The following is a 22024-nucleotide window of genomic DNA, read 5'->3' as shown; positions in this document are numbered from 1 at the left end:
GACCCATGAGTGACATTTCAAGATTCATCAATATCGGCGAGCGCACGAACGTCGCAGGATCGATCAAGTTCAAAAACCTGATCGTCGAGGAAAATTACGACGCAGCCCTTGAGGTTGCCCGTCAGCAGGTCGAAAACGGCGCGCAGATCATCGATATCAATATGGATGATGCAATGCTGGATGCCGAAACGGCGATGGTCAAATTCGTCAATCTTCTGGCGGCTGAACCCGATATTGCCCGTGTGCCGATCATGATCGACAGCTCCAAATGGAACGTGATCGAAGCCGGTCTGAAATGTCTTCAGGGCAAGGGTATCGTCAACTCCATCAGCCTGAAAGAAGGCGAGGAACCCTTTATCAAGCAGGCACGTCTTCTGCGCCGTTATGGGGCCGCCGTCGTCGTGATGGCCTTTGATGAAAAAGGGCAGGCCGATACGGTTACCCGCAAGATCGAGATTTGCGAACGCAGCTATCGCGTGCTGGTCGACAAGGTCGGATTCCCGCCCGAAGACATCATTTTCGATCCGAACATCTTTGCGGTCGCGACCGGGATCGAGGAACACGACAATTATGCCGTCGATTTCATCGAAGCCTGCAAACTGATCAAGGAACGCCTGCCATACGCCAAGATTTCCGGCGGTGTTTCCAACGTTTCCTTCTCGTTTAGGGGGAACAATCCGGTCCGTGAAGCGATGCATTCCGTGTTCCTGTATTATGCAACGCAGGCCGGCATGGATATGGGCATCGTCAATGCCGGCCAGCTTGTCGTCTATGAGGAAATCCCGCTTGAACTGCGTGAACGGGTTGAAGACGTCATCCTGAACCGTCGCCCGGATGCGACCGACCGCCTGCTGGAAATTGCCGAAAAATACAAGGGCACCGGCGGGCCGGAGAAGAAAGTCGATCTGGAATGGCGCAAAAAGCCGGTCAATGAACGACTGGCCCATGCGCTGGTCAACGGCATTGCCGAGTTCGTCGAAGAAGACACCGAAGAAGCCCGCCAGCAGGCCGAAAAACCCCTTCACGTTATCGAGGGGCCGTTGATGGACGGCATGAATGTGGTCGGTGACCTGTTTGGTGCGGGCAAGATGTTCCTGCCGCAGGTGGTCAAATCCGCGCGCGTGATGAAAAAGGCCGTGGCTTACCTGATCCCGTTCATCGAGGCGGAAAAGGATGGCGTGCGCGAAACCAACGGCAAAATCCTGCTGGCGACGGTCAAGGGCGATGTCCATGACATCGGCAAGAACATCGTGGGCGTGGTCCTGCAATGTAATAATTTCGAGGTCCTTGACCTTGGCGTGATGGTGCCGACCCAGAAAATCATCGAAACCGCCAAGGCCGAAAAGGTCGACATGATCGGTCTTTCGGGCCTGATCACGCCGTCGCTTGAGGAAATGACCTATGTCGCGGCCGAAATGGAACGAGAGGGGCTCAACATCCCGCTTCTGATCGGTGGAGCAACCACGTCCAAGGTCCATACCGCGGTCAAGATCGCCCCGAACTATAACAAGTCGGTGGTTTACGTGATTGACGCATCGCGTGCGGTGGGTGTCGCAAGCCAGCTTGTGTCTGAGACCCACCGGGAACGGTTTGCTGCGGAAATCCGGGCGGAATATATCGCGATGGCGGAAAAACACGCCGCCCAGCAATTGCAGAAAAAACGTTTTGCCATTGCGGACGCGCGCGCCAACAAGGTGCAGCTTGACTGGGACGCCTATGATGTTCCCGCACCGGCCAAACCGGGCATTACCCGGTTTGAAACCTTTGATCTGGCGGAACTGGTTGAACGGTTCGACTGGAAGCCGTTCTTTGAAACCTGGGAACTGCATGGCCGTTTCCCGGACATTCTGCAGGACGAGAAGGTCGGTGAAACCGCACGTGGTCTTTACGAAGACGCCAAGGCGATGCTCAAACGCATTGTCGATGAAAAATGGTTCAAGCCCTGTGCGGTTGTCGGTATCTGGCCGGCCAATTCGGTGGGTGACGATATCGAAGTCACCCCCGCACCCGATCAGAATGAACCGGTAATGCTGCGCACGCTTCGCCAGCAGATGTTCCGTGAAAACAATTCACGCCCGAACCGCGCCCTTGCCGATTATATCGCGCCAAAGGAATCCGGTAAGACCGACTATATCGGTGGCTTCGTCGTCACCGCCGGGCCGGAAGTCGAAGAAATCGCCAAAAAGCTTGAAGCCGAGCATGACGATTACAACGCCATTCTGGTCAAGGCCCTTGGCGACCGCTTTGCCGAGGCCTTTGCCGAACGCATGCATGAAAAGGTGCGTAAGGAGCTTTGGGGCTATGCCGCGGATGAGGACCTGCCGAATGCCGAACTGATTGCCGAAAATTATCGCGGTATTCGTCCGGCACCGGGATATCCGGCCTGCCCGGAACATACGGAAAAGCGTACGCTGTGGCAGTTGCTGGATGCCGAAAAGAATGTCGGTGTCAAACTGACCGAAAGCTGTGCCATGACCCCGGCATCCTCAGTCAGCGGGTTCTATTTCGCCCATCCCGAAGCCAAATATTTCGGCCTTGGCAAGATCGAACGCGATCAGGTCGAAAGCTATGCCGAACGCAAGGGCATGACTTTGGCCGAGGCAGAACGCTGGCTGGCGCCGAACCTGAATTACGATCCCCGTCAGGCGTGATCGTATCAAACAAAAAGCCCCGCAGCTTTCCGGCTGCGGGGCTTTTTTTACATTTGATCGGTCATCAGTGCGTCGCGTGGAAAAACTTTCCGCGTTCGGTAATGCCGACAATCACGATGGCCAGCACGGCAAGAGCCAGATAGCCGCCAATCAGCGGGATAACCGTGCCATTGAATAGCTGGCCGATGATCCCGCCCGCGACAACACCGATCAGGGTGCTGTAAACCCCGATCATCGAGGATGCGGTGCCGGCAATCCGGCCAACCGGTTCCATCGCCAGCGAATTGAAGTTTGGCATGGTCATGGAAAAGCAGAACAGTGTGACCGTAAGACCCACACCAAACACCGGAAGCGGCGGGGCACCGTCAAAGGCAAAGGCGATGCCCAGATTGATCAGGCTGCTGATTGCCATCACAAGAAGCCCACCCTGCGACAGTTTGTGCATGCCGATCTTGCGGACAAGGCGGGCATTGACGAAGGATGAAACGCTCATGCAGGCGGCGATCATCCCGAACACCAGCGGGAACCAGACGCCAAGGCCGTAAACCTCGGTTTCGAAAATCTGCTGGGCCGATCCGATATAGGCCATCAGACAGGCAAACATCAGCCCCATCGCCGTTGCATAACCCAGCGTCTGGCGGGTGGTGATGGTGGTTTTGATATCGCGCGCAATCCGGCTGAGTGACAGTTTATGCCGGTATTCGGGATTTAGCGTTTCGGGCATCCGCAGGCTGTACCAGACGGCAATAATGATCGCCAGCACAAGGGTGCTGACGAAAATCATGTGCCAGTTGGCAAGTGCAAGGATCAGGCTGCCCGATGCGGGGGCAAAGACCGGCACGATGATAAAGATCATCATCACGAACGACATGACACGCGCCATTTCGCGGCCTTCGAAACAGTCACGCGTGATCGCGATTGTCAAAACGCGCGGGGCCGCTGCGCCAAGCCCCTGAACGAAACGCGCGACCAGAAGGTGATCATAACTGTCGGCAAAAATCGCCATGACGGTCCCGATGGCATAAATGAAAAGACCCAGCATCAAAACGCGTTTGCGGCCGAAACTGTCAGCCAGCGGTCCATAGACAATCTGCATCAGGCCAAAGGCAATCATGAAAACATAGATCAGCAACTGCATGCGGTTGCCGTCTTCGATGCCGTAATCCAGGGCGATCGGACCAAATGCGGGTAAAAGATTGTCGATCGAAAGCGCAACCAGACCAATCGTGATTGCCATTAACACAACGAATTCGACAAAACCCGGAAGTGGACGGGCGATGGTGGCGCCCGATTTTTGACTTTCAGTCATTTATCGGAAGTCCTGAAAAAGGAATTTATTGTTATTCGGGGAAAGTCCCGCAGGCTTCGGAAACCTGTATGACGTCAAGCATGCGTTATTTCCCGTTCGAAGATCAATGATGGTTTTCTGAAAAAAGCACTGTCGCGTCATCGACTTGGCCCGAACCTGACCGGCCTGGGCAATGCATTTGAGGTAACCTGCGGTCATCATCTGCATCGGGCAAGGGGCAGCTATTGGCAAATATCACTGGATTTGCCGACCTTTACCTTTTATTCGCAACACCTTGTGATCATATGACAGCTTCCTGTTTCACCCGTTCCCGCCGGTAACCCGATATGGCCGAAAAGCTTTTCAAATCCAACCAGTTGCTTGGGCAATTGCGACGTATCGTCAAAAGCGAGCAGCTTGTGCTGTCGATCCTAGCACTTGTGGTCGGCGCGATGGCCGGGGGCGGGACCATCCTGTTTCGTGAAGGCATCCTGTTTGTGCAGTTGCTGACCTTTGGTTCGGGGGAGGAAGCGGTCCATGAATATCTTGCGCATCTTCCGGCGTGGCATTTGATCATGGTGCCGACACTGGGCGGGTTGTTTGTCGGGGTTTTCATTTACCGGTTTTTGCCCGAACGGCGTACCCACGGGGTGGCCGATGTGGTTGATGCGGCCCTGTTTCATGATGCACGCATGTCGTCACGCTGTGGGATCAAATCGGTATTTATCAGCGCGGTGTCGCTGGGAACCGGTGCGTCGCTTGGCCGCGAGGGGCCGGTTGTCCATATGGGGGCGTCGTTCGGGGCGTGGCTGGCGCGTATTCTTCATCTGCGGCGCAGCACGGCGCGCACCCTGCTTGGATGCGGCGTGGCATCCGCGGTTGCGGCGTCTTTTAATGCGCCGCTGGCGGGCGCGCTGTTTGCCCACGAGGTTGCCCTTGGCCATTATGCCCTGACCGCATTTGCACCGATTGTTCTGGCCTCGGTGACCGGTACGATCATCACCCGGCTTTATTTCGGCAGCGACATTGCCTTTCTGTTGCCGGCCAATGAAATCCAGTCGTTTCTGGAATTTCCGGCCTTTGCGCTTTTGGGGATTGCGGCGGGGATCACCGCGATTTGCGTAACGCGTGCCATCCCGGTGGTGCAAATGGCGGCCAAGGCATCGAAAATTCCGGGCTGGTTGCGGCCCGCCGTGGCGGGGCTTGTGATCGGTATTGTTGCGATCAAGTTCCCGCAGATTGTCGGCGTTGGTTATGGTGCGATGAATGATGCGCTTTACGGGGCGTATGGCTGGTCATTTCTTGTACAGCTTCTGATCGTGAAGGCCGCAATGGTCGCGATCTGCATCGGCATGGGCTTTGCGGGCGGGATTTTCAGTCCGGCCCTTTTCCTTGGTGCGATGCTGGGCGGGGCATTCGGGGTGACGGCAACGGCGATTTTCCCCGATCTGTCATCGGGGTACGGAGCCTATACACTGGTCGGCATGGGGGCGGTGGCGGCGGCCATGCTGGGCGCGCCGATTTCAACGACCCTGATCATCTTTGAACTGACCGGCGACTATGCCCTGACCATTGCGGTGATGGTGGCATCGGTGATTGCATCAATTGTGATGGACCAGTTCCAGGGCGGATCGTTCTTTGCCTGGCAGCTTAAATGCCGGGGGCTTTCGACCCGGTGGGGCCGGGAAATGAATTTGCTGCGCATGATGAAGGTCGCCGACATCATGAAGGCGGAATATCAGACCGTGCCGCTTGGCGACGGGATGCCGTCCATTCGCGAAAAGCTGATCAATGCGCCCTATTCCGAACTGTTCGTGATTGATGATGATGGCCGGTTGCACGGCACGATTACACTGGCCGATTTGCGCCATGCGGCGTTTGATCCGGAAATGGGCGAAGAAGTCACCGCAGGGCAGGTCGCCCGATCCAAGCCGCCGGTTCTGCTGCGTACTGACAGCATCGAGAAGGCCGTGCGTCTGATGGAACAGACCGGCGAGGAACACCTGCCGGTGATCAATAACGAGGAAGAACGTCTTATGGTCGGTTTCGTCCACGAAAAGGACGCGATGATGGCCTATAACAACGCGCTTCTGGAACTGCAAAGCGAAGAACGCGGCGATGCGCCGCCCAAGCTGTTCTAGGCTTTCCCGAACGTGGCAGGCAAAAAAATGCCGCCGGTTTGATATCGTGGCCGGCGGCAGGTTGGGGCTCTCGCTTCGTCGAAGAAACCCGGTGTTACATGGTCAATTATGCCATCAACTGTGCCATCAGGCGGTTATCGAACGGTGTTGCGCCATTGCCGACGGTGGTTGTGGCGTCATCGCCTGTGCTGCTGGTCTGGCTGTTGGTGTCGGGCAGGCTGCTGGCAGATGGGGTTTCGTCCGCCGGGGCGGCGGCCATCAGTTCGGCAAGGCTGACAATGCCGTCTTCGTTGGTATCAAGCGGGTCGTAATTTTCGGTATCGGCTGTTGCGGCACTGTCACCGCCCGATGAGCTACCCGTGCTCTCGTCCGCAGTTGCCGTGGTTGTTGTCGCACCGGGTGGGGGTGCCATGCTTGTCAGGTAATCGTCTTGGGAAATGCTTTCGGCTTCGCTACCTGCCATCATCGACCACAGGTTTTCAGCCATTTCATCGCTGACATCGTCGGGTTTGCCTGCCAGGAATTCATCCTTGGTCAGGGTGCCGTCATCATCGGTGTCAAGGTCATCAAACAGTTGCTGCGCGTCAAAAGCGCCATCGGAGGCCGATGTATCGGTGCTTTCCTGCATTTCCAGCAACATGGCTTTGATCTGATCGGAAAGCTGATCAACGCTGCCCTGTCCGCTGCTGGTGATTTCCGAAACCGCGTCGACCGCCTGTGTCGAGGCGGTGCTTTGCGTGCTGGTAAGGGCGAAGGCACCGATGCCTTCTACACCGCTACTGCTTTCGGTAGACTGGCTGCTACCGGTCGACTGTGTTTGGCTAAATATTTGCGCAAGACTGGCACTCAGACTGTTGATGCCGCTCATCGGGGGCTCCTTGCGTGGTGATTGTCGTTATGACTGTTCACGCGAGGCGCAGGAAAAACTGGCGCAGAAAAGCAGGCGGAAAAAATATTTTCAGGGAAAAAATTGGTCGACGTTCCCGATTTGTTGCACAATAAGCAACCCGATATCGCCACTTGATTGAATGCCAATACTGGCCCCGTTTGCAGAGCATGTTATATATCCCGACATGATGGATGATCCCTTTGAAATCGATGAATTCGCCGCAAGCCCGGAAATGCGCCTTCAGGACGCACCCGCACCGGATTACCTTGCCAATCTGAATGCCGAGCAACGCGAAGCGGTCGAAACGCTTGATGGTCCGTTGCTGGTGCTGGCAGGTGCCGGAACGGGGAAAACGCGCGTTCTGACGACCCGTCTTGCCCATCTTCTGGAAACCAAGGGACAGACTGAGCGCCTGCATCCGCAGCAAATTCTTGCCGTGACCTTTACCAATCGTGCGGCCAAGGAAATGCAGGAACGTGTCGCCCATGCGCTGGGCCGTCCGGTTGAAGGATGGTGGCTGGGGACTTTCCACTCGCTGGCCGCCCGCCTGCTGCGCCGCCATGCCGAACTGGTCGGGTTGCAATCAAACTTCACGATCCTTGATAGCGATGATCAGGTCCGCCTGCTTAAGCAGATCATGGATGCCGAACAGATCGATCAGAAAAAATGGCCGGCCAAGCAACTGATGGGGATCATCCAGCGCTGGAAGGACAAGGGACTTTCACCCGAACGGGTCAATGAAAGTGTCGAGTTCGCCAATGGCGGGGCCAAGTACCTTTATAAAATCTATCAGGAACGTCTGGCGGTTCTGAATGCGGCCGATTTTGGCGATCTTTTGCTGCATTGCCTGACCCTGTTCCAGAAGCATCCGGAAATCCTGCGCCGTTATCAGGAAACCTTCCGCTATGTTCTGGTCGATGAATATCAGGATACCAACGTGGCGCAGTATCTGTGGCTGCGCGCGCTGGCGATGGTTCATCGCAATATCTGCTGTGTCGGTGATGATGATCAGGCGATCTATAGCTGGCGTGGGGCCGAGGTCGGCAATATCCTGCGCTTCGAGTCCGATTTCCCCGGTGCCAAGGTCGTCCGACTGGAACAGAATTATCGTTCCACGCCGCATATTCTGGCCGCTGCGTCCAAGCTGATCACCTTTAACGATGGTCGTCTGGGCAAGGAGCTTTGGACCGAACTTGATACCGGCGAAAAGGTCTTTGTCAAAGGTGTATGGGATGGCGAGGCCGAGGCGCGACTTGTTGGCGAGGATATCGAAGCCCTGCAAAGCAAGGGTATTGGCGCATCCCATATGGCGATCCTTGTCCGTGCCGGGTTCCAGACCCGCGAGTTCGAGGAACGGCTGATCACGCTGGGCATCCCGTACCGGGTTGTTGGCGGACCGCGTTTCTATGAACGTCAGGAAATCCGCGATGCGCTGGCTTATATCCGCATGGTCGCCCAACCCGATGACAGCCTTGCGTTTGAACGCATCGTCAATGTGCCCAAGCGCGGGGTGGGAAAGGCCACCCTGCAAACCCTGCATCAATATTCGCGTGATCAGGCGGTTTCGCTTCCGGCGGCGGCGCTTGATCTGATCGGGACCGAGGAACTCAAACCCAAAATGCGTCAGGCGATTGGCGGGTTGCTGGGCGATTTCAAACGCTGGCGCGAGATGCTTGAAACCACATCGCATGTGGCGGTGCTTGAGACGGTTCTTGATGAAAGCGGCTATACCGATATGTGGCGCACATCGAAGGAAATTGATGCGCCCGGCCGTCTGGAGAACCTCAAAGAACTGGTATCTGCGATTGGCGAGTTTGAAAACCTGACCAGCTTCCTTGAACATGTGTCGCTGGTGATGGAAAACGAACAGAATGCCGATCAGGAAAAAGTCACCATCATGACCCTGCATGCGGCCAAGGGGCTTGAATTTGACTATGTCTTCCTGCCCGGCTGGGAAGAAGGTGTTTTCCCCCATCAGCGTGCCATGGATGAAAGCGGGGTGAAGGGCCTGGAGGAAGAACGCCGTCTGGCCTATGTCGGCATCACCCGTGCGCGCAAACGTGCCACGGTTTCCTATGCCGCCAACCGGCGGATTTATAACCAGTGGCAATCGGCCCTGCCGTCGCGCTTTGTCGATGAATTGCCCGACGAGCATGTCGAACGCATCAGCGACACCGGCCTTGGCAATCATCGTGGCAATGTATCGCCCGGTGCATGGGGGGCCGACGACTGGATGAAAATGCCAAGCTGGGCGGATAACAAACCGGCGGAAAGCTATAACCCCTATGGCGGGACGGGTGAACGCCGGTTTGCCAGCGCGGGATGGCAGGACCGGGTGCGCAAAAACGTGATTGATGTAAAGCCGGATGGTGAAACCAGCTACACCACCAGTTCGAAATCATCGAAATACAAAGTCGGCGATGCAGTACGTCATCGCAAATTCGGCCCCGGTACCGTCAAGGCGGTCGATGGCAACAAACTTGAAATCCATTTCGAGGGTGTCGGCACAAAGAAAGTGGTCGACAGTTTCATCCTGCCGGGTTAAGCCGCCCGGACATTATTTCTGGTGCGGTCAAACGGCCGCCGCAATCTTGCGAGAAGCGATATGACCGAAACCGTTCGTTGCTATAATTTCACCTTCGAGGTTGATGGCAAATATGCCCCGGCCTTTGCCGAGGCGTTGTATGAGCATTGCGATGCCCTGTCGCATTTCGAACGGCCGGGCGATCCGACTGCACCCTGGAAGGTCGAAGGCTTTTCGGGCGATCATCTTGACAAGACCGCGGTTGAAACCGCCGTATCATTGATGGCGTCTGCGGTCGGTGTTGACGTGCCGGTGGTCGAGTTTGGCACCTACGAGCCCAAAGACTGGGTCAGCGACAATCTGCGCAGCTTCAAGCCGATTTCGGTTGGCCGGTTCTATGTCCATGGCTCGCACTGGGAAGACGGTATTCCGGTGGCCAAAACCGGTTTGCAGGTCGATGCCGGTCTGGCATTCGGTTCTGGTGAACACCAGACGACCAAGGGTTGCCTCGCGGCAATCGACTGGATCGCCAAACATTCGTACCGTTACAATGCGCTTGATATGGGATGCGGGTCCGGCATTCTGGGCATGGCATGTGCCAAAACATGGCGTTGCCCGGTGATGATGGCCGATATTGATGCCGCATCGGTGCGCGTTGCCCGTGAAAATGCCCGGATCAACAAGATCACCGATCTGGTCACCGCGATCCATTCCAACGGCTTTAGCGACGTGCGCATCCGCAATGCCGGTTATTACGACATTGTGTGTGCCAATATCCTTGCCCGCCCGTTGCGCCATATGGCACGCGACCTGCGCGGTACGCTGGCCGAAGGTGGCTATGTGGTTCTGTCGGGGCTTCTGTCCCATCAGGAACAGTTTGTCCTGTCGGCCTACCGCGATGTCGGCCTGTCACTGGTCAAGCGTTTCCCGGTCGAGGAATGGACGACGCTGGTGGTTGGCTAAGCCACCAGCAACGCACTGACAAACCGGTAAATCCCGAACCCGCCAAGGATCACGATCAGCAATCCGACCGCGATCATCAGGGGTTTGCGCGGTATGATGCGGACAAGCACGGCGGCAAGCGGTGCGGCGGGTACGCCGCCGATCACCAGTGCCAGTGCCGCCATCCCGAAACTTTCCAGTCCGAAATGCCCGGCAAAGGTCACGGTGATCATCACTGTCACGAAAAATTCCGATGCCGCCGAGGTGCCCAGCATCCGGTGCGGTTCGGCATGGCCACGATAGACCAGCGTGCTTGATACGATCGGTCCCCATCCGCCGCCGCCCACCGCGTCGAGGAACCCGCCAACCAGACCAAGCGGGGCAAGCCCGCGCATGGCCGCAGGCGGTTGTACCTTGCGCACTGCCTTGGCAATGACCAGAACGCCCAGCGCGCTTAGGTAAAGGGCGACAAACGGCGCAAGATATTCGCCGATCCCCGATGACAGCAACGCCGCCCCGGCAGCCCCGCCGATGGAACCTGCAATCGCCAGTGTCCTGACCATTTTCCAGTCAACATTGCGCGCGAAATGGTGTGATGTGCCGGAAACGGCGGTGGTGAAAACCTCGGCGGCGTGCACTGTGGCACTGGCTTGTGCCGGGGGCAGGCCGATACTGATCAGAAGCGATGTCGATGTCAGGCCATAGGCCATGCCAAGCGCACCATCAACAAGCTGTGCGGCAAAGCCGATCAGAACGATCCACCAGAAAAAGTCGTCCATTTATGTGCGTTGCTCCATCAAGAACACAACGCCGGAATTGTATCGACAGGCCGCGTTTTTGATATCGGCAAATGCGCGGCTGGCAGAATGTCCGCCATGCATAAATGCCGCAAGACATTTGCTAACTCAGAAGGGGCGGCATCACCATTTTTTGCAGGGCAAGGCAATCGCACATGGTTTGATCGGCATAGCCTTCTGCTGCGGCAACAAGTCCTTCCGCATCGCGATCAAGCGCCCTGATCATGGTTTCCTCGAACCGGGTGGACCGGATGTCGCCGCGCGCATGCGCCAGTGCCAGCGCGGAGCCGCATGATCTGGCATATTGTTTAAGCGCCTTGCCCGGGTTCTTTGTGGCAAGGCAGATATCCTCGGGATCAAGACCGACCCGTGCATGGTGGCGGGATCGCACCAGCCAGTGGTCATCGCGCCAGACGACTTCATCAAGCACAAGGTCGGGGCGGCGCTGCATCACCCGCTGGCAGTCGACCGAAAGATGCGCCGGGTTCAGGCGGTTATTCGGGCTGATATCGGGGAAATGATGGATCGGGGCGGCTTCACGCTGTTGCTTGATTTCGACGATATGACATAGCGGCAAATCTTCCGGCCCGTCGACCTCATCGGGCCCGACCAGAAGATAAAACCGGTCCATATTGACCGATCCGGTGCCCGCCCCGACGCGAAGAACGATATCAAGGATGCTGTCATCGACATAGGGACGGAAAACGCGTCTGATTTCCGACATGGTGGCCGCATCAAGACGCTTGTAACGTTCCGGAAGGTCGCGGAACCGCAATGTGCCATCGGTCAGTTCGACCGCCTTGCCAAGTGCGCTTTTGGTTTCGAACTTCTTGCCCCCTGCGGCGCGCTTCAACGCCTTGTCGCGCGCAGCCTCGAGGATATGGCCCTTGGAGAATTTCAAAACAGCACTGCGGCGGTGATCCGGGTCGGAAACGATCTTTTCCAGGGTTTTCCGGTAGCTTTTCAGGAATGCGTCCGCGGCCTTTTTCGCGTCCTTCTGGCTGGCCGCTTCAAGACCAGACAGATCATTCATTTCGTCACTGTCGTAATCGTCATTCGTTAGTCCGTCGACATAGTCGCAGGCCAGAAACAGGCTGGTACAGAACCGCGCCAGATCCCAGCTTGCCAGCCCGAAACAGGCATCGTCGAAATCATTGGGGCAGAAAATCACATCGTCGCCATGTGACCCGTCTTCGGTCAGAAGCCCGAAATTCACCAGATGGCAATCGCCCATGATGGCGGTAATCAGCCGTTTGTCCGTCAGACTTTCGGGCAGGACGATACGACCGGATTTCAGGTCGCCATAAAACATCTGGGCGGCACCCCGCAGGAACCGGAACGGATTGGCAGCCATTTTCTGATGTTTGGCAAGCTTGGTCCTTGCACGCGGGGTGCGGCCATCGACACGTTTGAGTTCACGTGCAATCAGATTGTTTCGGCTGGCGCTGACGATGCTCATCTCGGCTTCCTTTCCGCTCAATGCAGGGTGCAGAGTGCCGGACAGGATCATCGCAGTCAAATCCTGCCACGGATCATGTTATCGCCCGCCAGCCACGTCAACCAGCGCCCCGGTGACATAGGACGCATCATCTGAGAGCAGCCAGTAGATCAGATTGGCGACCTCGTTTGCCTTGCCCGCCCGTCCCAGCGGGCAGAACGGGCCAAGTTCGGCAACCCGTTCCGGTCGGCCGACACTGCCGTGGATATCGGTATCAATAATGCCTGGCCGCACGGCATTGACACGAATGCCTCTGGGGCCAAGTTCCTTGGAAAGTCCGATCGTCAGGGTATCAATCGCGCCCTTGGACCCGGCATAATCAACATATTCGCCCGGTGATCCCAGTTTGGAGGCCATCGAGGATACATTGACGATTGAACCGCCCGCATGTGACAGGGCGCGTGCAGCTTCGCGGGCCACGATATAGGCCCCCAGCACATTGGTATCAAACACCGACTTCATCCGTTCGATGCTCATATCCGCCAGATCGCTTTTGGGGGCGACGATCCCGGCATTATTGACAACCGCATCGATTGTGCCGAACCGGTCAAGCGTTGCCTGAAACAGGTCCAAGACGTCCTGTTCGTATTTCACGTCGCATTTCTGGGCGAAAACATTGCCGGTTCGTCCGGCCCGTTCGCACAGCGCACAGGTTTCATCGGCACTTTCCTTATTGCCGAGATAGCTGATGGCGACGTTCCAGTCGTTTTGCGCACACAGAATGGCGGTGGCACGGCCAATGCCGCGTGATCCACCGGTGATCAGAACGGTTTTTGTCATGGATGTTTCCCCGAAAATCAACGTCGGGCGATACTATGGCGCGGCTTTTACGCTCTGGTCAAAAAGAAACCTGCAATTTGTACTGCGACCTTACTTAGGCCGTTGCCGACCCTAATGGCATGATCAGCCTGATCGCGTGATCTGATAGACAAACATGGCACGGAAGTCGCCCCCATGCTTCGCCATCAATTTGTAAAGCGGCGTTAGGGGCCGAAGAACAGATTATAATTTCTTTTGTTTTGATGACCCTTACGTCTTTGCTTTGGGATAAACGGCTGCAAAGCAGAGCCAACGCATAGCGCAATTTTGCGATGCGTCCAGTTGCGGAAAGGATAATGATATCAAGGTTGTGGTGTCGCAGACTTGCATCGGGGGCTAGGATATACTTTCCGGCGTAATGGGCTGCATGTGTGGCAATGACGCCGGTGGCATGAGTTGTCTGGCCGTTGGCAGTGATCGTAAAAGCCGGTTGGTTTCCGCGCAATGTCGTGATCAATCCTTGCCAGACATAGGCACCTTTTCCGATCCATCGTTTGAGACGAGGCGATATGTCTGCGACTGTTTGGGCATCTGCGCCCACGCCGGCCATCAGCATGAATGCCCGACCGTTTGCCATACCCGGAAATATATCCGCTTCAACGCCGTTCTGCACGTAGTCTGCAATAGCCTCGGTGCGAAAATCCATTCCGATTTCGATGGCCAGCACATTGGCAGTTCCCATCGGAATAATGCCAAGCGGCGGAATGTTCCGCCCGATTATGCGGGCATCGACCAAACCGTTCAGCACTTCGTTGATCGTACCATCACCACCGGCAACAAACAGTCGGGTTGTTGAAGGTATCCGGAACGCGATTTCGCGGGCGTGGCCAGGATGTTGCGTTTCAATCAGCGTGATATTGCCGGGGAGCCAGCTAAATATCTCTAACAGATATTTGCGATTTGCTCTTCCGGCGCAGGGATTGAATATTACTGTGACTTTGGGGATAGCAATGTTTGATACGACTGACGAATATGCCGAAATATCTGCAACTTTGTTCGTGTTACCGATCCGCATGGACAAGATCCTTGCCGTTTTCGCAGGATGCAAAAATATCGGACTTTTGATCGTAAATGCTCGTTTCAACCTGCATCAATCCAAGAACCGTTGAAAACAGATTATCTTGGGAATAGCTGTTTTCCTTGGAAATTGTATTGATACAGTCACGGTCAATATGCCGGGTGCTGGCAAAGGCAGCGGACATCCACGCCATCATCGGAATATGGGTTTGTTCTTCGGGGGCAAAGATATAAGGGGCACCGTGCAGGTATAACCCGCTTTCGCCGAGAGACTCCCCATGATCGGAAAGATACAGCAACGCCGGATTGTATGCGTCGTCGTATTCCGTCAGTTTTTCAATCATCTGTGATATCACGAAGTCGGTATAGCGGATGGTATTGTCATAAGTGTTGACCAGTTCCTGCTGTGTACAGTTTTCAATGTCCTTGCGGGGGCAATCCGGGGTGAACTGGCGAAAGTTTTCAGGGTAACGTTCAAAATAGGTTGGCCCGTGACTGCCGATCAGATGCATGACAATCAGCTTGTCGCCTTTGCCCATATCCAGGATTTCTTGATCAATCTTTTCAAGAAAAGCTTCGTCATGGCATGTGCCATTCTGACAAAGGTCGGGGAAATCATCCGTTGATATCTCGACGGTGGGAACGCGGTCGCAAACCCCTTTACAACCACCGTCGTTCTCCATCCAAAGGACCGGAATCCCAGCCTTGGCTATGACGTCGAGCAGGTTTTCACTATTACGCGCGACACTTTCATCATAATTGGAACGTGACATTTGCGAGAACATGCAAGGTACGGAAATTGCAGTTGCAGTGCCACAGGACCGGACATTCTGAAACGCGATGACAGTGCCAAGTTTTTCGGTGAAGGGCGTCGTCGGTCGGTCATAGCCGTTTGCAGCCAGACTTGCCGCTCGCCCGGTTTCACCGATGACCAGAAACATCAGGGTCGGCTTATCCGTCTTCCGGACAAGGCGGGCGTCATTGCCAATTGTGCGAAACGGAATAGACCGGTCGCGATATACGCCTTTGACATAGCGAATTGTTCCGGTGATGTAGCTTATCGGGACAATTTCCTTACCAAGGATTTTGTTATTACGTCCGACGGATGCGTAATCCTTGAAATATCCGGCGGCTATTGTGCCGATACACAGGATGATAATTGCGGTCATTACGATCCGCTGGCCGATCCCGCGATAGAAAGACGTTGCATAGCGAACCGGCGTCAATACCAGAAGGATAGCAGGCAACAAGCCGGTCATGACAAACCAGAACACAGCCATTGGTGTCAGATAGGAAAAGGCTTCAGCAGCATTGGTTTCGGCAAAGTTCCGGATCATGTCACGATCAAACACGATGCCGTATCGAACCATGCCATAAGTAACTGGCGCGGATGTCAGAATCAGAACCGTAAAAAATGGTTTAAGAACCGGTTTGAAAGAGAACGGTATGAAAACAAGGATCAAGCCAAGGAAAATAACCAAGGGGGCTGTTGCGGCAAAAATTGGATCATAAGCATCAAGTGCGCCAAGGATGCTGTAAAAATCACCCAGTACAGTCCAGTTAAAGGCAACACAAAAATAAAGGGCCAACGCGAAAAGTACGGCGCGGTAGTCAATATGCTGCAAATCTGGCAGGCGTCGGAAGACTGGAAAATGCATTGGTTAACTGCCCTGAACAGGAGAGAAAGGCGAAACGGATTGCCGGAAAGATTAAGACGCTGGCCGAATCAGATGGTTGGCTGATCCGGCAAAAAAATCTTCGCAGTGAAGGGTATTGGGAGATGATTTTGATCAGTTGACGTCATTACCGGCAGGTCGGCGTTTGCGACCCGACACCATTGCGCGCACCAGACTTTCCTGATGACGGATACTGGCCAGAACAACCCCGGCAACGTGCAGGCCAACTAGCACAAGCAGGCTATTGGCAAGAAATTCATGGATTTCCTCGACCCAGTCCGAACCCCAGAACATACTGGTGGTATAAAGCCAGCCGGTCAGAGCCGTACCCGTCATGAACAGCAAAAGCACAAGGATCATTGCAGCCCCGGCCGGGTTGTGCCCGATATAGCGTCTTTCCCGACCCTTCAGGATATCGGACAGATAAGTGACAACTTCTGTGGGACGGCGCAGGAACTGCGTGAAACGGGCGTAGTGGGGACCGATAAGCCCCCACAAAAGACGAAATGCGATCAGGGCAGCGGCGATATAACCACTGACCTCGTGCATGTCGTCCCATGTGTCGGCCGAAATCCACGCCACGGCAAAGCATGCCACAAGCCCCCAGTGAAATACTCGGACCAGTGGGTCCCACACTTTTACGGTAGCAACCATGATCAGTCCTTCCGTGGTTTAATCTGATCAAGGGTTTGAGGATCAAAATAGATTTCAACGCGCTTGCCATCCTGTGTAATGGCGTAAACCTCATAACAATTGTCTTCGGTTTTGATGTTCTTGATTTTCCAGCCTTCGGCCTCGAGCTTCTGCTGAAGAGTTTCACGTGGCTGCCATTGGTCCATCGGCGCCTTGCAGCGTTCCTCGTTTGCGGATGCGGCTATGGTTGATGCGACCAGAAGAGTTGCAAAGGCGGTCGCCAGCGTGGTTGCGTTTTTCATCGTGTGTCTCCGGGCGGGATGTGGAAAACTGCGTCTGCAGGCAATCTGAAGGGCCAACCTGACAGCAACCTGAACACGCCGGAAAAATGCCTTCAGGCTGTTGTCAGGAAACTGCGTTAATCTGACTTATGGGGTTGTGTACCCACTGGATTTCGTGACGGAGAAGTGCATGAGGCTTTTGCTGATTGAAGACGAAGAAGCACTGGGCGCTGCACTTCGCGACCACTTGATTGCGGCCGGGCATGCGATTGACTGGGTGCAAACCGTTGGCGATGCATCCACCGCAATAATCGGTACGCCGTACGATATTTTACTGCTTGATCTCAATTTACCGGATGGGCATGGCATCGACATGTTGCGATCATTACGCAGGCGGGGTGATGCGACCCCTTGTATTATTCTGACGGCGCAGGATCAGATTACCGATAGGATTGACGGGCTTAATGCCGGGGCGGATGACTATCTGGTAAAGCCTTTTGACCTTGACGAAATGACAGCAAGACTGGCGGCGGTTGCACGGCGTTATTCGGGTAATCCCAATCCACTGATCCAGATTGGCGAACTCGAAATTGATCTGGCAGCAAGAAGCGTTTTCCGGGCGGGACAGACCGTTGATTTGACAGCGCGGGAATGGGCACTGCTTGATCAGTTTGTCCGCCGTCCCGGCGCAACCCTGTCCAAACGCCAGCTTGAAGACGCGCTTTATGAATTTGGTGCTGAAATTGAAAGCAACACGGTTGAGGTATATGTCAGCAGGCTGCGCAAAAAGATCGGTGGAACCCTGATCAGGACTTTGCGCGGCGTCGGTTATCGGCTTGAGGGGTAGGATGGCAGGTTTTTTCAGCAGCAGCCTGACTGCGCGGATTGTCGGGCGGGTGACACTTTGTGTCGTGACGCTATGGTTGGTCGCTGCGGGATTAGCAGCAGTAGTCATCGACGAGGAACTTGGCGAAGCCTTCGATAGTGGCTTGCAGGAAACAGCGCGACGTAATCTTCCGCTTGCAGTCGAATTCATCATGAACAGACCGAATGGCAGCGGGATGACCGAATTGCCCGCGTTGCTTGATCACGATCAGGACGACGGCGAAGACGACGGACCTGATGATAGCGGGGAATATCTTCTCTATCAGATGCGAAACGCTCTGGGCGAGGTCCTGTTACAGACGCACGATGCGGGTCAGGTTGCCTTTGCAGCCCCGCTTGAGCCGGGATTTTGGCAGGACGAGATGTTTCGTTACTATACCGAGGCGGCCATTAGCGGCACGTTGTTCTTGCAGGTTGCCGAGCCATTGGCGCATCGGCGGGAGGCAACCTTTGAAAGTGCGGTGGCGGTTCTGTTGCCGGTAATTGTTCTGGTGCCTGCAATCATCGTGGCAATTTGGCTGAGTGTCCGTGCAGGTCTGGGGCCAGTTGCCCGCCTTCATGATGAAATTGATCTGCGCGGCAGTGGTAATCTTGACCCGATTGCGATCAAGCATATTCCGGTTGAGCTTGCCCGGATTGGCGGCGCGGTCAATACGCTTCTGGTGCGCTTGAAATCTGCATTGAATGCTGAACGTTCCTTTGCATCCAACAGCGCACATGAGTTGCGTACCCCGATTGCAAGTGCGTTGGCACAGACACAGCAATTGCTGTCAGAAATGGCACCGGATGACATTCACCGTGAACGGGCAAAAAGGGTCGAACAGTCGCTTGGACGTTTGCGGCGTTTATCGGAAAAACTATTGCAATGGTCGCGTGCAGAGGCTGGGATTGGTAAAAGTGATCAACACCATGATCTTGATGCGATTGTGGATATGGTGGTTGAAGATATCCGGCGCAGCAACCGGTTCGGGGATCGCATTGATGTGATGCGCAACGGGACCTCGCTGGTGGCGGCAATTGACCCGGATGCCTTTGGTATCTGTGTCGGCAATCTTCTTGAAAATGCATTGATGCATGGTGATGCCGATCAGGCTGTCTCTCTGCGCGTCGAAGGTCCGGATACATTGATTGTGGAGAATGCCGGGCGGACTGTACCCGACTATATTCTAGTCCGCCTGACTCATCGGTTTGAACGTCATGGCAAACATCCCGAAAGTTCGGGGCTGGGCTTGTCAATTGTTTCGGCGATCATTGAACAGGCTGGTGGGCAATTGGAACTTATCTCGCCACGCCCGTGCATGACGGACGGATTTATAGCTCGCTTGAAGCTACCTGGAAAAAGAAACGGCCCTGCCGTGGAGTAGCAGGGCCGTCTCAGAGGGAAAGACAAAAAAGACCGCAAGGATCGTGAACCTTCGATCCTGCGCTTCGTCCAATGGCATCAAAGACCTTCGCGGGCGGGATTGATCCCTATTCCCTGTCCGTTGCTTCCATCGAAAGGGTCTGACCCCGATGATGGCTTTCAGCATCGTCTGCCAGAAGGGCAGGGCCTGTATCAAGGCCGAGCGCGGCTCGTTCCGTAAGGGTGAGGCGCTCTAGACCGTCATAGGCCGTCTGACGACGACGCGATTGAACAACGTTCTGGACAGTAATTGGAAAACGGATCACCGTTTTGGTCTCCTGCAAATTGACGTCCCGACGGGCCATCTTTTTGTCACGCGCCTGTAATAGATTAAACATCTCTTAATTTGTATTGCGAAGCTTGCAGGGCTTTCATACCCATCATGCATGTGGTGGTATAGGCGTGACGCCGGTGTAGTTTACCGGTCGTCCGGTTGGCGTGTCCTGCCACGTTTTCTGGCATTCCATCTTGCAAGTGATCGGCGAAAACCCTTAGATAGCTTTGGTCGGATGCTGCCCCACGCACAGAAACGAGGATTTTGATGACCCTTCCCGGCGATACCCAACTTGCTGCCATGCTTGAACGTGACGGCGTTAACAAGGACGTCACTGCCGTTGTCGATTTGATTGACGGTGTGATTGCCAGTGCCAATGGCGATACGCGAACCGACTGGCTTGATCTGGTCGGTGGCAAGCTTGGCGATGATCTGAAATCGGCCCTGCTGACATTGCGTGATGAACGCAAATCGGAATTTCTGTATGCCAAGGATGGCTATGATGCGGCGGCCCGGATCGAAGCGCTTCGCAAATATCTTGCCGCCAAGGGTGTCGATGGTTTCGTCGTTCCGCGATCAGATGAACATCAGGGCGAATATGTTCCGGCCTGTGCCGAACGTCTGGCGTGGCTGACCGGCTTTACCGGGTCGGCCGGGGCGGCGGTGGTGCTTGCCGACAAGGCCGCCGTGTTTGTCGATGGCCGTTACACCATTCAGGTCCGCCAGCAGGTCAACCGCGACATTTACGAATATCGTCATCTGGTCGATGAACCGGTTGTCGGCTGGATTCATGATAATCTGAAATCGGGCCAGAAGCTGGCCTATGACCCGCACCTGCATACTGTTCAGCAGGCCGAACATCTGCGCGGTGCGTGCGAGGGTGTTGGTGCCGAACTGGTCGCAATCGAGCCCAATCCGATTGATGTTCTCTGGCATAAACAGCCCGCCATGCCGGTTGCGCCCGTGCGCCCACATCTTTTGGAACATGCCGGTAAATCAAATGCGGAAAAACGCAAACAGATTGCCGAAATGCTTGAAAAACTGGAATGCGACAGTGCGGTGATTTCGGCCCCTGACAGCATCGCATGGCTTCTGAATATCCGGGGGGGCGATGTGCCCCATATTCCGCTGCCGCTGGGATATGCCATCATCAATGGTGATGCATCGGTTGATCTGTTTATGGATGAACGCAAATTTCCGGCTGAAACCGTCAAATGGCTTGAAAATGATGCGACCATCCGCCAACCCGGCGAACTGGAAGAAGCCCTTGGTGCGTTGGGTAATCAGTCGGTCCGTCTGGACGAGGCAACCGCATCCGACTGGCTGCGCATGAAGCTTTCCGATGCCGGTGCGACGATGCGGATCGGCCGTGACCCGGTGGCGTTGCCCAAGGCCTGCAAGAACGAGGTCGAACTTGAAGGATCGCGCAAGGCACATAAGCGCGACGGCGAAAAGATCATTCGTTATTTTGCGTGGCTTGAAGAAGCTGCAGCCGATGGCAGTATTGATGAACGTATGGCTGCGGACAAACTTCTCGCACTTCGTGCCGAAGACCCCATGTTTCGCGATACGAGTTTTGAAACCATCCCGGGCAGCGGTCCGAATGGCGCGCTTTGCCACTATCGCAATACCCCCGAAACCAATCGGAAATTGTCACCGGGCGAAATTTTCCTGATCGATAGTGGCGGGCAGTATCTGGACGGGACCACCGATATCACCCGTACAACCGTGATCGGGCAACCGACCCAGGAACATCGGGATCGTTTCACCCGTGTGCTGAAGGGGCATATCGCACTTGCGCGCGCGATTTTCCCGGTCGGCACCACCGGGCAGCAGCTTGATACCCTTGCCCGTGCGCCGCTTTGGGAAGCCGGGCTTGATTTCGACCATGGCACCGGGCATGGCGTTGGCAGTTACCTTGGCGTTCACGAAGGTCCGCAGCGGATTTCCAAGGCCCCGAACAAGATCGCGCTTAAACCGGGCATGATCCTGTCTAACGAGCCGGGTTTCTACAAGGAAGGCGAATATGGCATCCGGATTGAAAACCTGATTGCGGTTGTTGAAGTCGATGGTCCGGTCGGGGCGGATCGCCCGATGCTGGGCTTTGAAACGCTGACCTTCTCGCCGATTGAACGCAAACTGATTGATCCGGAACTGATGACCAAGGATGAATTGCAGTGGCTGAACGATTACCACGCACAGGTCTATGCCATGTATACCGACGATCTTGACGAAGATCTTCTTGAATGGCTGCAAAAGGCAACGGCACCAATCAAGAAACGCGTGGCGTAAGTTCGGTCTTCAGGC

General features: G+C 55.3%; 17 protein-coding genes. 7 read left to right on the top strand and 10 right to left on the bottom strand.

Annotation, left to right across the window (positions count from 1 at the left end; translation table 11 throughout):
• Positions 1–5 precede the first annotated feature (5 nt).
• Positions 6–2651: a methionine synthase gene (gene metH, locus AUP42_RS00285; RefSeq protein WP_062947788.1), complete on the top strand. Its 2646-nt coding sequence runs from the start codon at positions 6–8 to the stop codon at positions 2649–2651.
• Between the two features lie 64 nt (positions 2652–2715).
• Here the strand turns inward: metH and AUP42_RS00280 are convergent, their stop codons facing one another.
• Positions 2716–3960, bottom strand: a complete 1245-nt coding sequence (locus tag AUP42_RS00280) for a multidrug effflux MFS transporter (protein ID WP_062947785.1) — start codon at positions 3958–3960, stop codon at positions 2716–2718.
• Between the two features lie 326 nt (positions 3961–4286).
• Here AUP42_RS00280 and AUP42_RS00270 point away from each other — a divergent pair, with 326 nt between their 5' ends.
• Positions 4287–6080, top strand: coding sequence for a chloride channel protein (locus AUP42_RS00270; RefSeq protein ID WP_062947781.1), 1794 nt, complete (start codon positions 4287–4289; stop codon positions 6078–6080).
• A gap of 106 nt (positions 6081–6186) precedes the next feature.
• Here AUP42_RS00270 and AUP42_RS00265 read toward each other — a convergent pair whose 3' ends face one another.
• Complete coding sequence (locus tag AUP42_RS00265; protein WP_062947779.1) at positions 6187–6948, bottom strand: EF-hand domain-containing protein; 762 nt, start codon at positions 6946–6948, stop codon at positions 6187–6189.
• 208 nt (positions 6949–7156) lie between these two features.
• Between AUP42_RS00265 and AUP42_RS00260 the strand changes: the two genes are divergently transcribed.
• Entirely contained in the window at positions 7157–9514 is a 2358-nt protein-coding gene (locus tag AUP42_RS00260; protein ID WP_062947834.1) for an ATP-dependent helicase, read from the top strand.
• Positions 9515–9574: 60 nt separating this feature from the next.
• Positions 9575–10456 (top strand): 50S ribosomal protein L11 methyltransferase, encoded by an 882-nt coding sequence (locus tag AUP42_RS00255; protein WP_062947777.1) that lies wholly within the window; start codon positions 9575–9577, stop codon positions 10454–10456.
• Here AUP42_RS00255 and AUP42_RS00250 read toward each other — a convergent pair.
• The 7 genes from AUP42_RS00250 to AUP42_RS00220 form a co-directional block, all read right to left on the bottom strand.
• Positions 10453–11214 carry a sulfite exporter TauE/SafE family protein gene (locus AUP42_RS00250; RefSeq protein WP_062947775.1) on the bottom strand — a complete coding sequence of 254 codons (762 nt, stop codon included), beginning with the start codon at positions 11212–11214 and terminating at the stop codon, positions 10453–10455. The two genes, AUP42_RS00255 and AUP42_RS00250, sit on opposite strands and share 4 nt — an antisense overlap.
• 121 nt (positions 11215–11335) lie before the next feature.
• Positions 11336–12691 (bottom strand): DUF2252 family protein, encoded by a 1356-nt coding sequence (locus tag AUP42_RS00245; RefSeq protein WP_082824617.1) that lies wholly within the window; start codon positions 12689–12691, stop codon positions 11336–11338.
• 78 nt (positions 12692–12769) lie between these two features.
• Complete coding sequence (locus tag AUP42_RS00240) at positions 12770–13510, bottom strand: SDR family oxidoreductase (RefSeq protein ID WP_062947771.1); 741 nt, start codon at positions 13508–13510, stop codon at positions 12770–12772.
• 94 nt (positions 13511–13604) lie between these two features.
• Positions 13605–14564: a diacylglycerol/lipid kinase family protein gene (locus tag AUP42_RS00235; RefSeq protein ID WP_062947769.1), complete on the bottom strand. Its 960-nt coding sequence runs from the start codon at positions 14562–14564 to the stop codon at positions 13605–13607.
• Positions 14551–16224 (bottom strand): phosphoethanolamine transferase, encoded by a 1674-nt coding sequence (locus AUP42_RS00230; protein WP_062947767.1) that lies wholly within the window; start codon positions 16222–16224, stop codon positions 14551–14553. Before AUP42_RS00230 ends, AUP42_RS00235 begins: the two co-directional genes overlap by 14 nt.
• Before the next feature lie 132 nt (positions 16225–16356).
• Positions 16357–16896, bottom strand: a complete 540-nt coding sequence (locus AUP42_RS00225; RefSeq protein ID WP_062947765.1) for a cytochrome b/b6 domain-containing protein — start codon at positions 16894–16896, stop codon at positions 16357–16359.
• A gap of 2 nt (positions 16897–16898) precedes the next feature.
• Positions 16899–17177 carry a PepSY domain-containing protein gene (locus AUP42_RS00220; protein WP_062947763.1) on the bottom strand — a complete coding sequence of 93 codons (279 nt, stop codon included), beginning with the start codon at positions 17175–17177 and terminating at the stop codon, positions 16899–16901.
• A gap of 169 nt (positions 17178–17346) precedes the next feature.
• On the opposite strand from AUP42_RS00220, the gene AUP42_RS00215 reads away from it, so the two are divergent.
• Positions 17347–18003, top strand: coding sequence for a response regulator transcription factor (locus AUP42_RS00215; protein WP_062947761.1), 657 nt, complete (start codon positions 17347–17349; stop codon positions 18001–18003).
• Position 18004: 1 nt separating this feature from the next.
• Positions 18005–19405, top strand: coding sequence for a sensor histidine kinase (locus AUP42_RS00210; RefSeq protein ID WP_062947759.1), 1401 nt, complete (start codon positions 18005–18007; stop codon positions 19403–19405).
• Positions 19406–19511: 106 nt separating this feature from the next.
• On the opposite strand, the gene AUP42_RS00205 is transcribed toward AUP42_RS00210, so the two are convergent.
• Positions 19512–19709, bottom strand: a complete 198-nt coding sequence (locus AUP42_RS00205; RefSeq protein WP_142994591.1) for a hypothetical protein — start codon at positions 19707–19709, stop codon at positions 19512–19514.
• Between the two features lie 275 nt (positions 19710–19984).
• On the opposite strand from AUP42_RS00205, the gene AUP42_RS00200 reads away from it, so the two are divergent.
• Positions 19985–22009 carry an aminopeptidase P family protein gene (locus tag AUP42_RS00200; protein ID WP_062947755.1) on the top strand — a complete coding sequence of 675 codons (2025 nt, stop codon included), beginning with the start codon at positions 19985–19987 and terminating at the stop codon, positions 22007–22009.
• Positions 22010–22024 lie beyond the last annotated feature (15 nt).

The organism is Thalassospira lucentensis (genome assembly GCF_001613805.1).
GTDB classification, from domain to species: Bacteria; Pseudomonadota; Alphaproteobacteria; order Rhodospirillales; family Thalassospiraceae; genus Thalassospira; species Thalassospira lucentensis_A.
This window is presented reverse-complemented; position numbering and strand designations above follow the sequence as displayed.

Coding starts and splice junctions, on each gene's coding strand:
- metH (WP_062947788.1), top strand. CDS start 6: ATGAGTGACATTTCAAGATTCATCAATATCGGCGAGCGCACGAACGTC.
- AUP42_RS00280 (WP_062947785.1), bottom strand. CDS start 3,960: ATGACTGAAAGTCAAAAATCGGGCGCCACCATCGCCCGTCCACTTCCG.
- AUP42_RS00270 (WP_062947781.1), top strand. CDS start 4,287: ATGGCCGAAAAGCTTTTCAAATCCAACCAGTTGCTTGGGCAATTGCGA.
- AUP42_RS00265 (WP_062947779.1), bottom strand. CDS start 6,948: ATGAGCGGCATCAACAGTCTGAGTGCCAGTCTTGCGCAAATATTTAGC.
- AUP42_RS00260 (WP_062947834.1), top strand. CDS start 7,157: ATGGATGATCCCTTTGAAATCGATGAATTCGCCGCAAGCCCGGAAATG.
- AUP42_RS00255 (WP_062947777.1), top strand. CDS start 9,575: ATGACCGAAACCGTTCGTTGCTATAATTTCACCTTCGAGGTTGATGGC.
- AUP42_RS00250 (WP_062947775.1), bottom strand. CDS start 11,214: ATGGACGACTTTTTCTGGTGGATCGTTCTGATCGGCTTTGCCGCACAG.
- AUP42_RS00245 (WP_082824617.1), bottom strand. CDS start 12,691: ATGAGCATCGTCAGCGCCAGCCGAAACAATCTGATTGCACGTGAACTC.
- AUP42_RS00240 (WP_062947771.1), bottom strand. CDS start 13,510: ATGACAAAAACCGTTCTGATCACCGGTGGATCACGCGGCATTGGCCGT.
- AUP42_RS00235 (WP_062947769.1), bottom strand. CDS start 14,564: ATGCGGATCGGTAACACGAACAAAGTTGCAGATATTTCGGCATATTCG.
- AUP42_RS00230 (WP_062947767.1), bottom strand. CDS start 16,224: ATGCATTTTCCAGTCTTCCGACGCCTGCCAGATTTGCAGCATATTGAC.
- AUP42_RS00225 (WP_062947765.1), bottom strand. CDS start 16,896: ATGGTTGCTACCGTAAAAGTGTGGGACCCACTGGTCCGAGTATTTCAC.
- AUP42_RS00220 (WP_062947763.1), bottom strand. CDS start 17,177: ATGAAAAACGCAACCACGCTGGCGACCGCCTTTGCAACTCTTCTGGTC.
- AUP42_RS00215 (WP_062947761.1), top strand. CDS start 17,347: ATGAGGCTTTTGCTGATTGAAGACGAAGAAGCACTGGGCGCTGCACTT.
- AUP42_RS00210 (WP_062947759.1), top strand. CDS start 18,005: ATGGCAGGTTTTTTCAGCAGCAGCCTGACTGCGCGGATTGTCGGGCGG.
- AUP42_RS00200 (WP_062947755.1), top strand. CDS start 19,985: ATGACCCTTCCCGGCGATACCCAACTTGCTGCCATGCTTGAACGTGAC.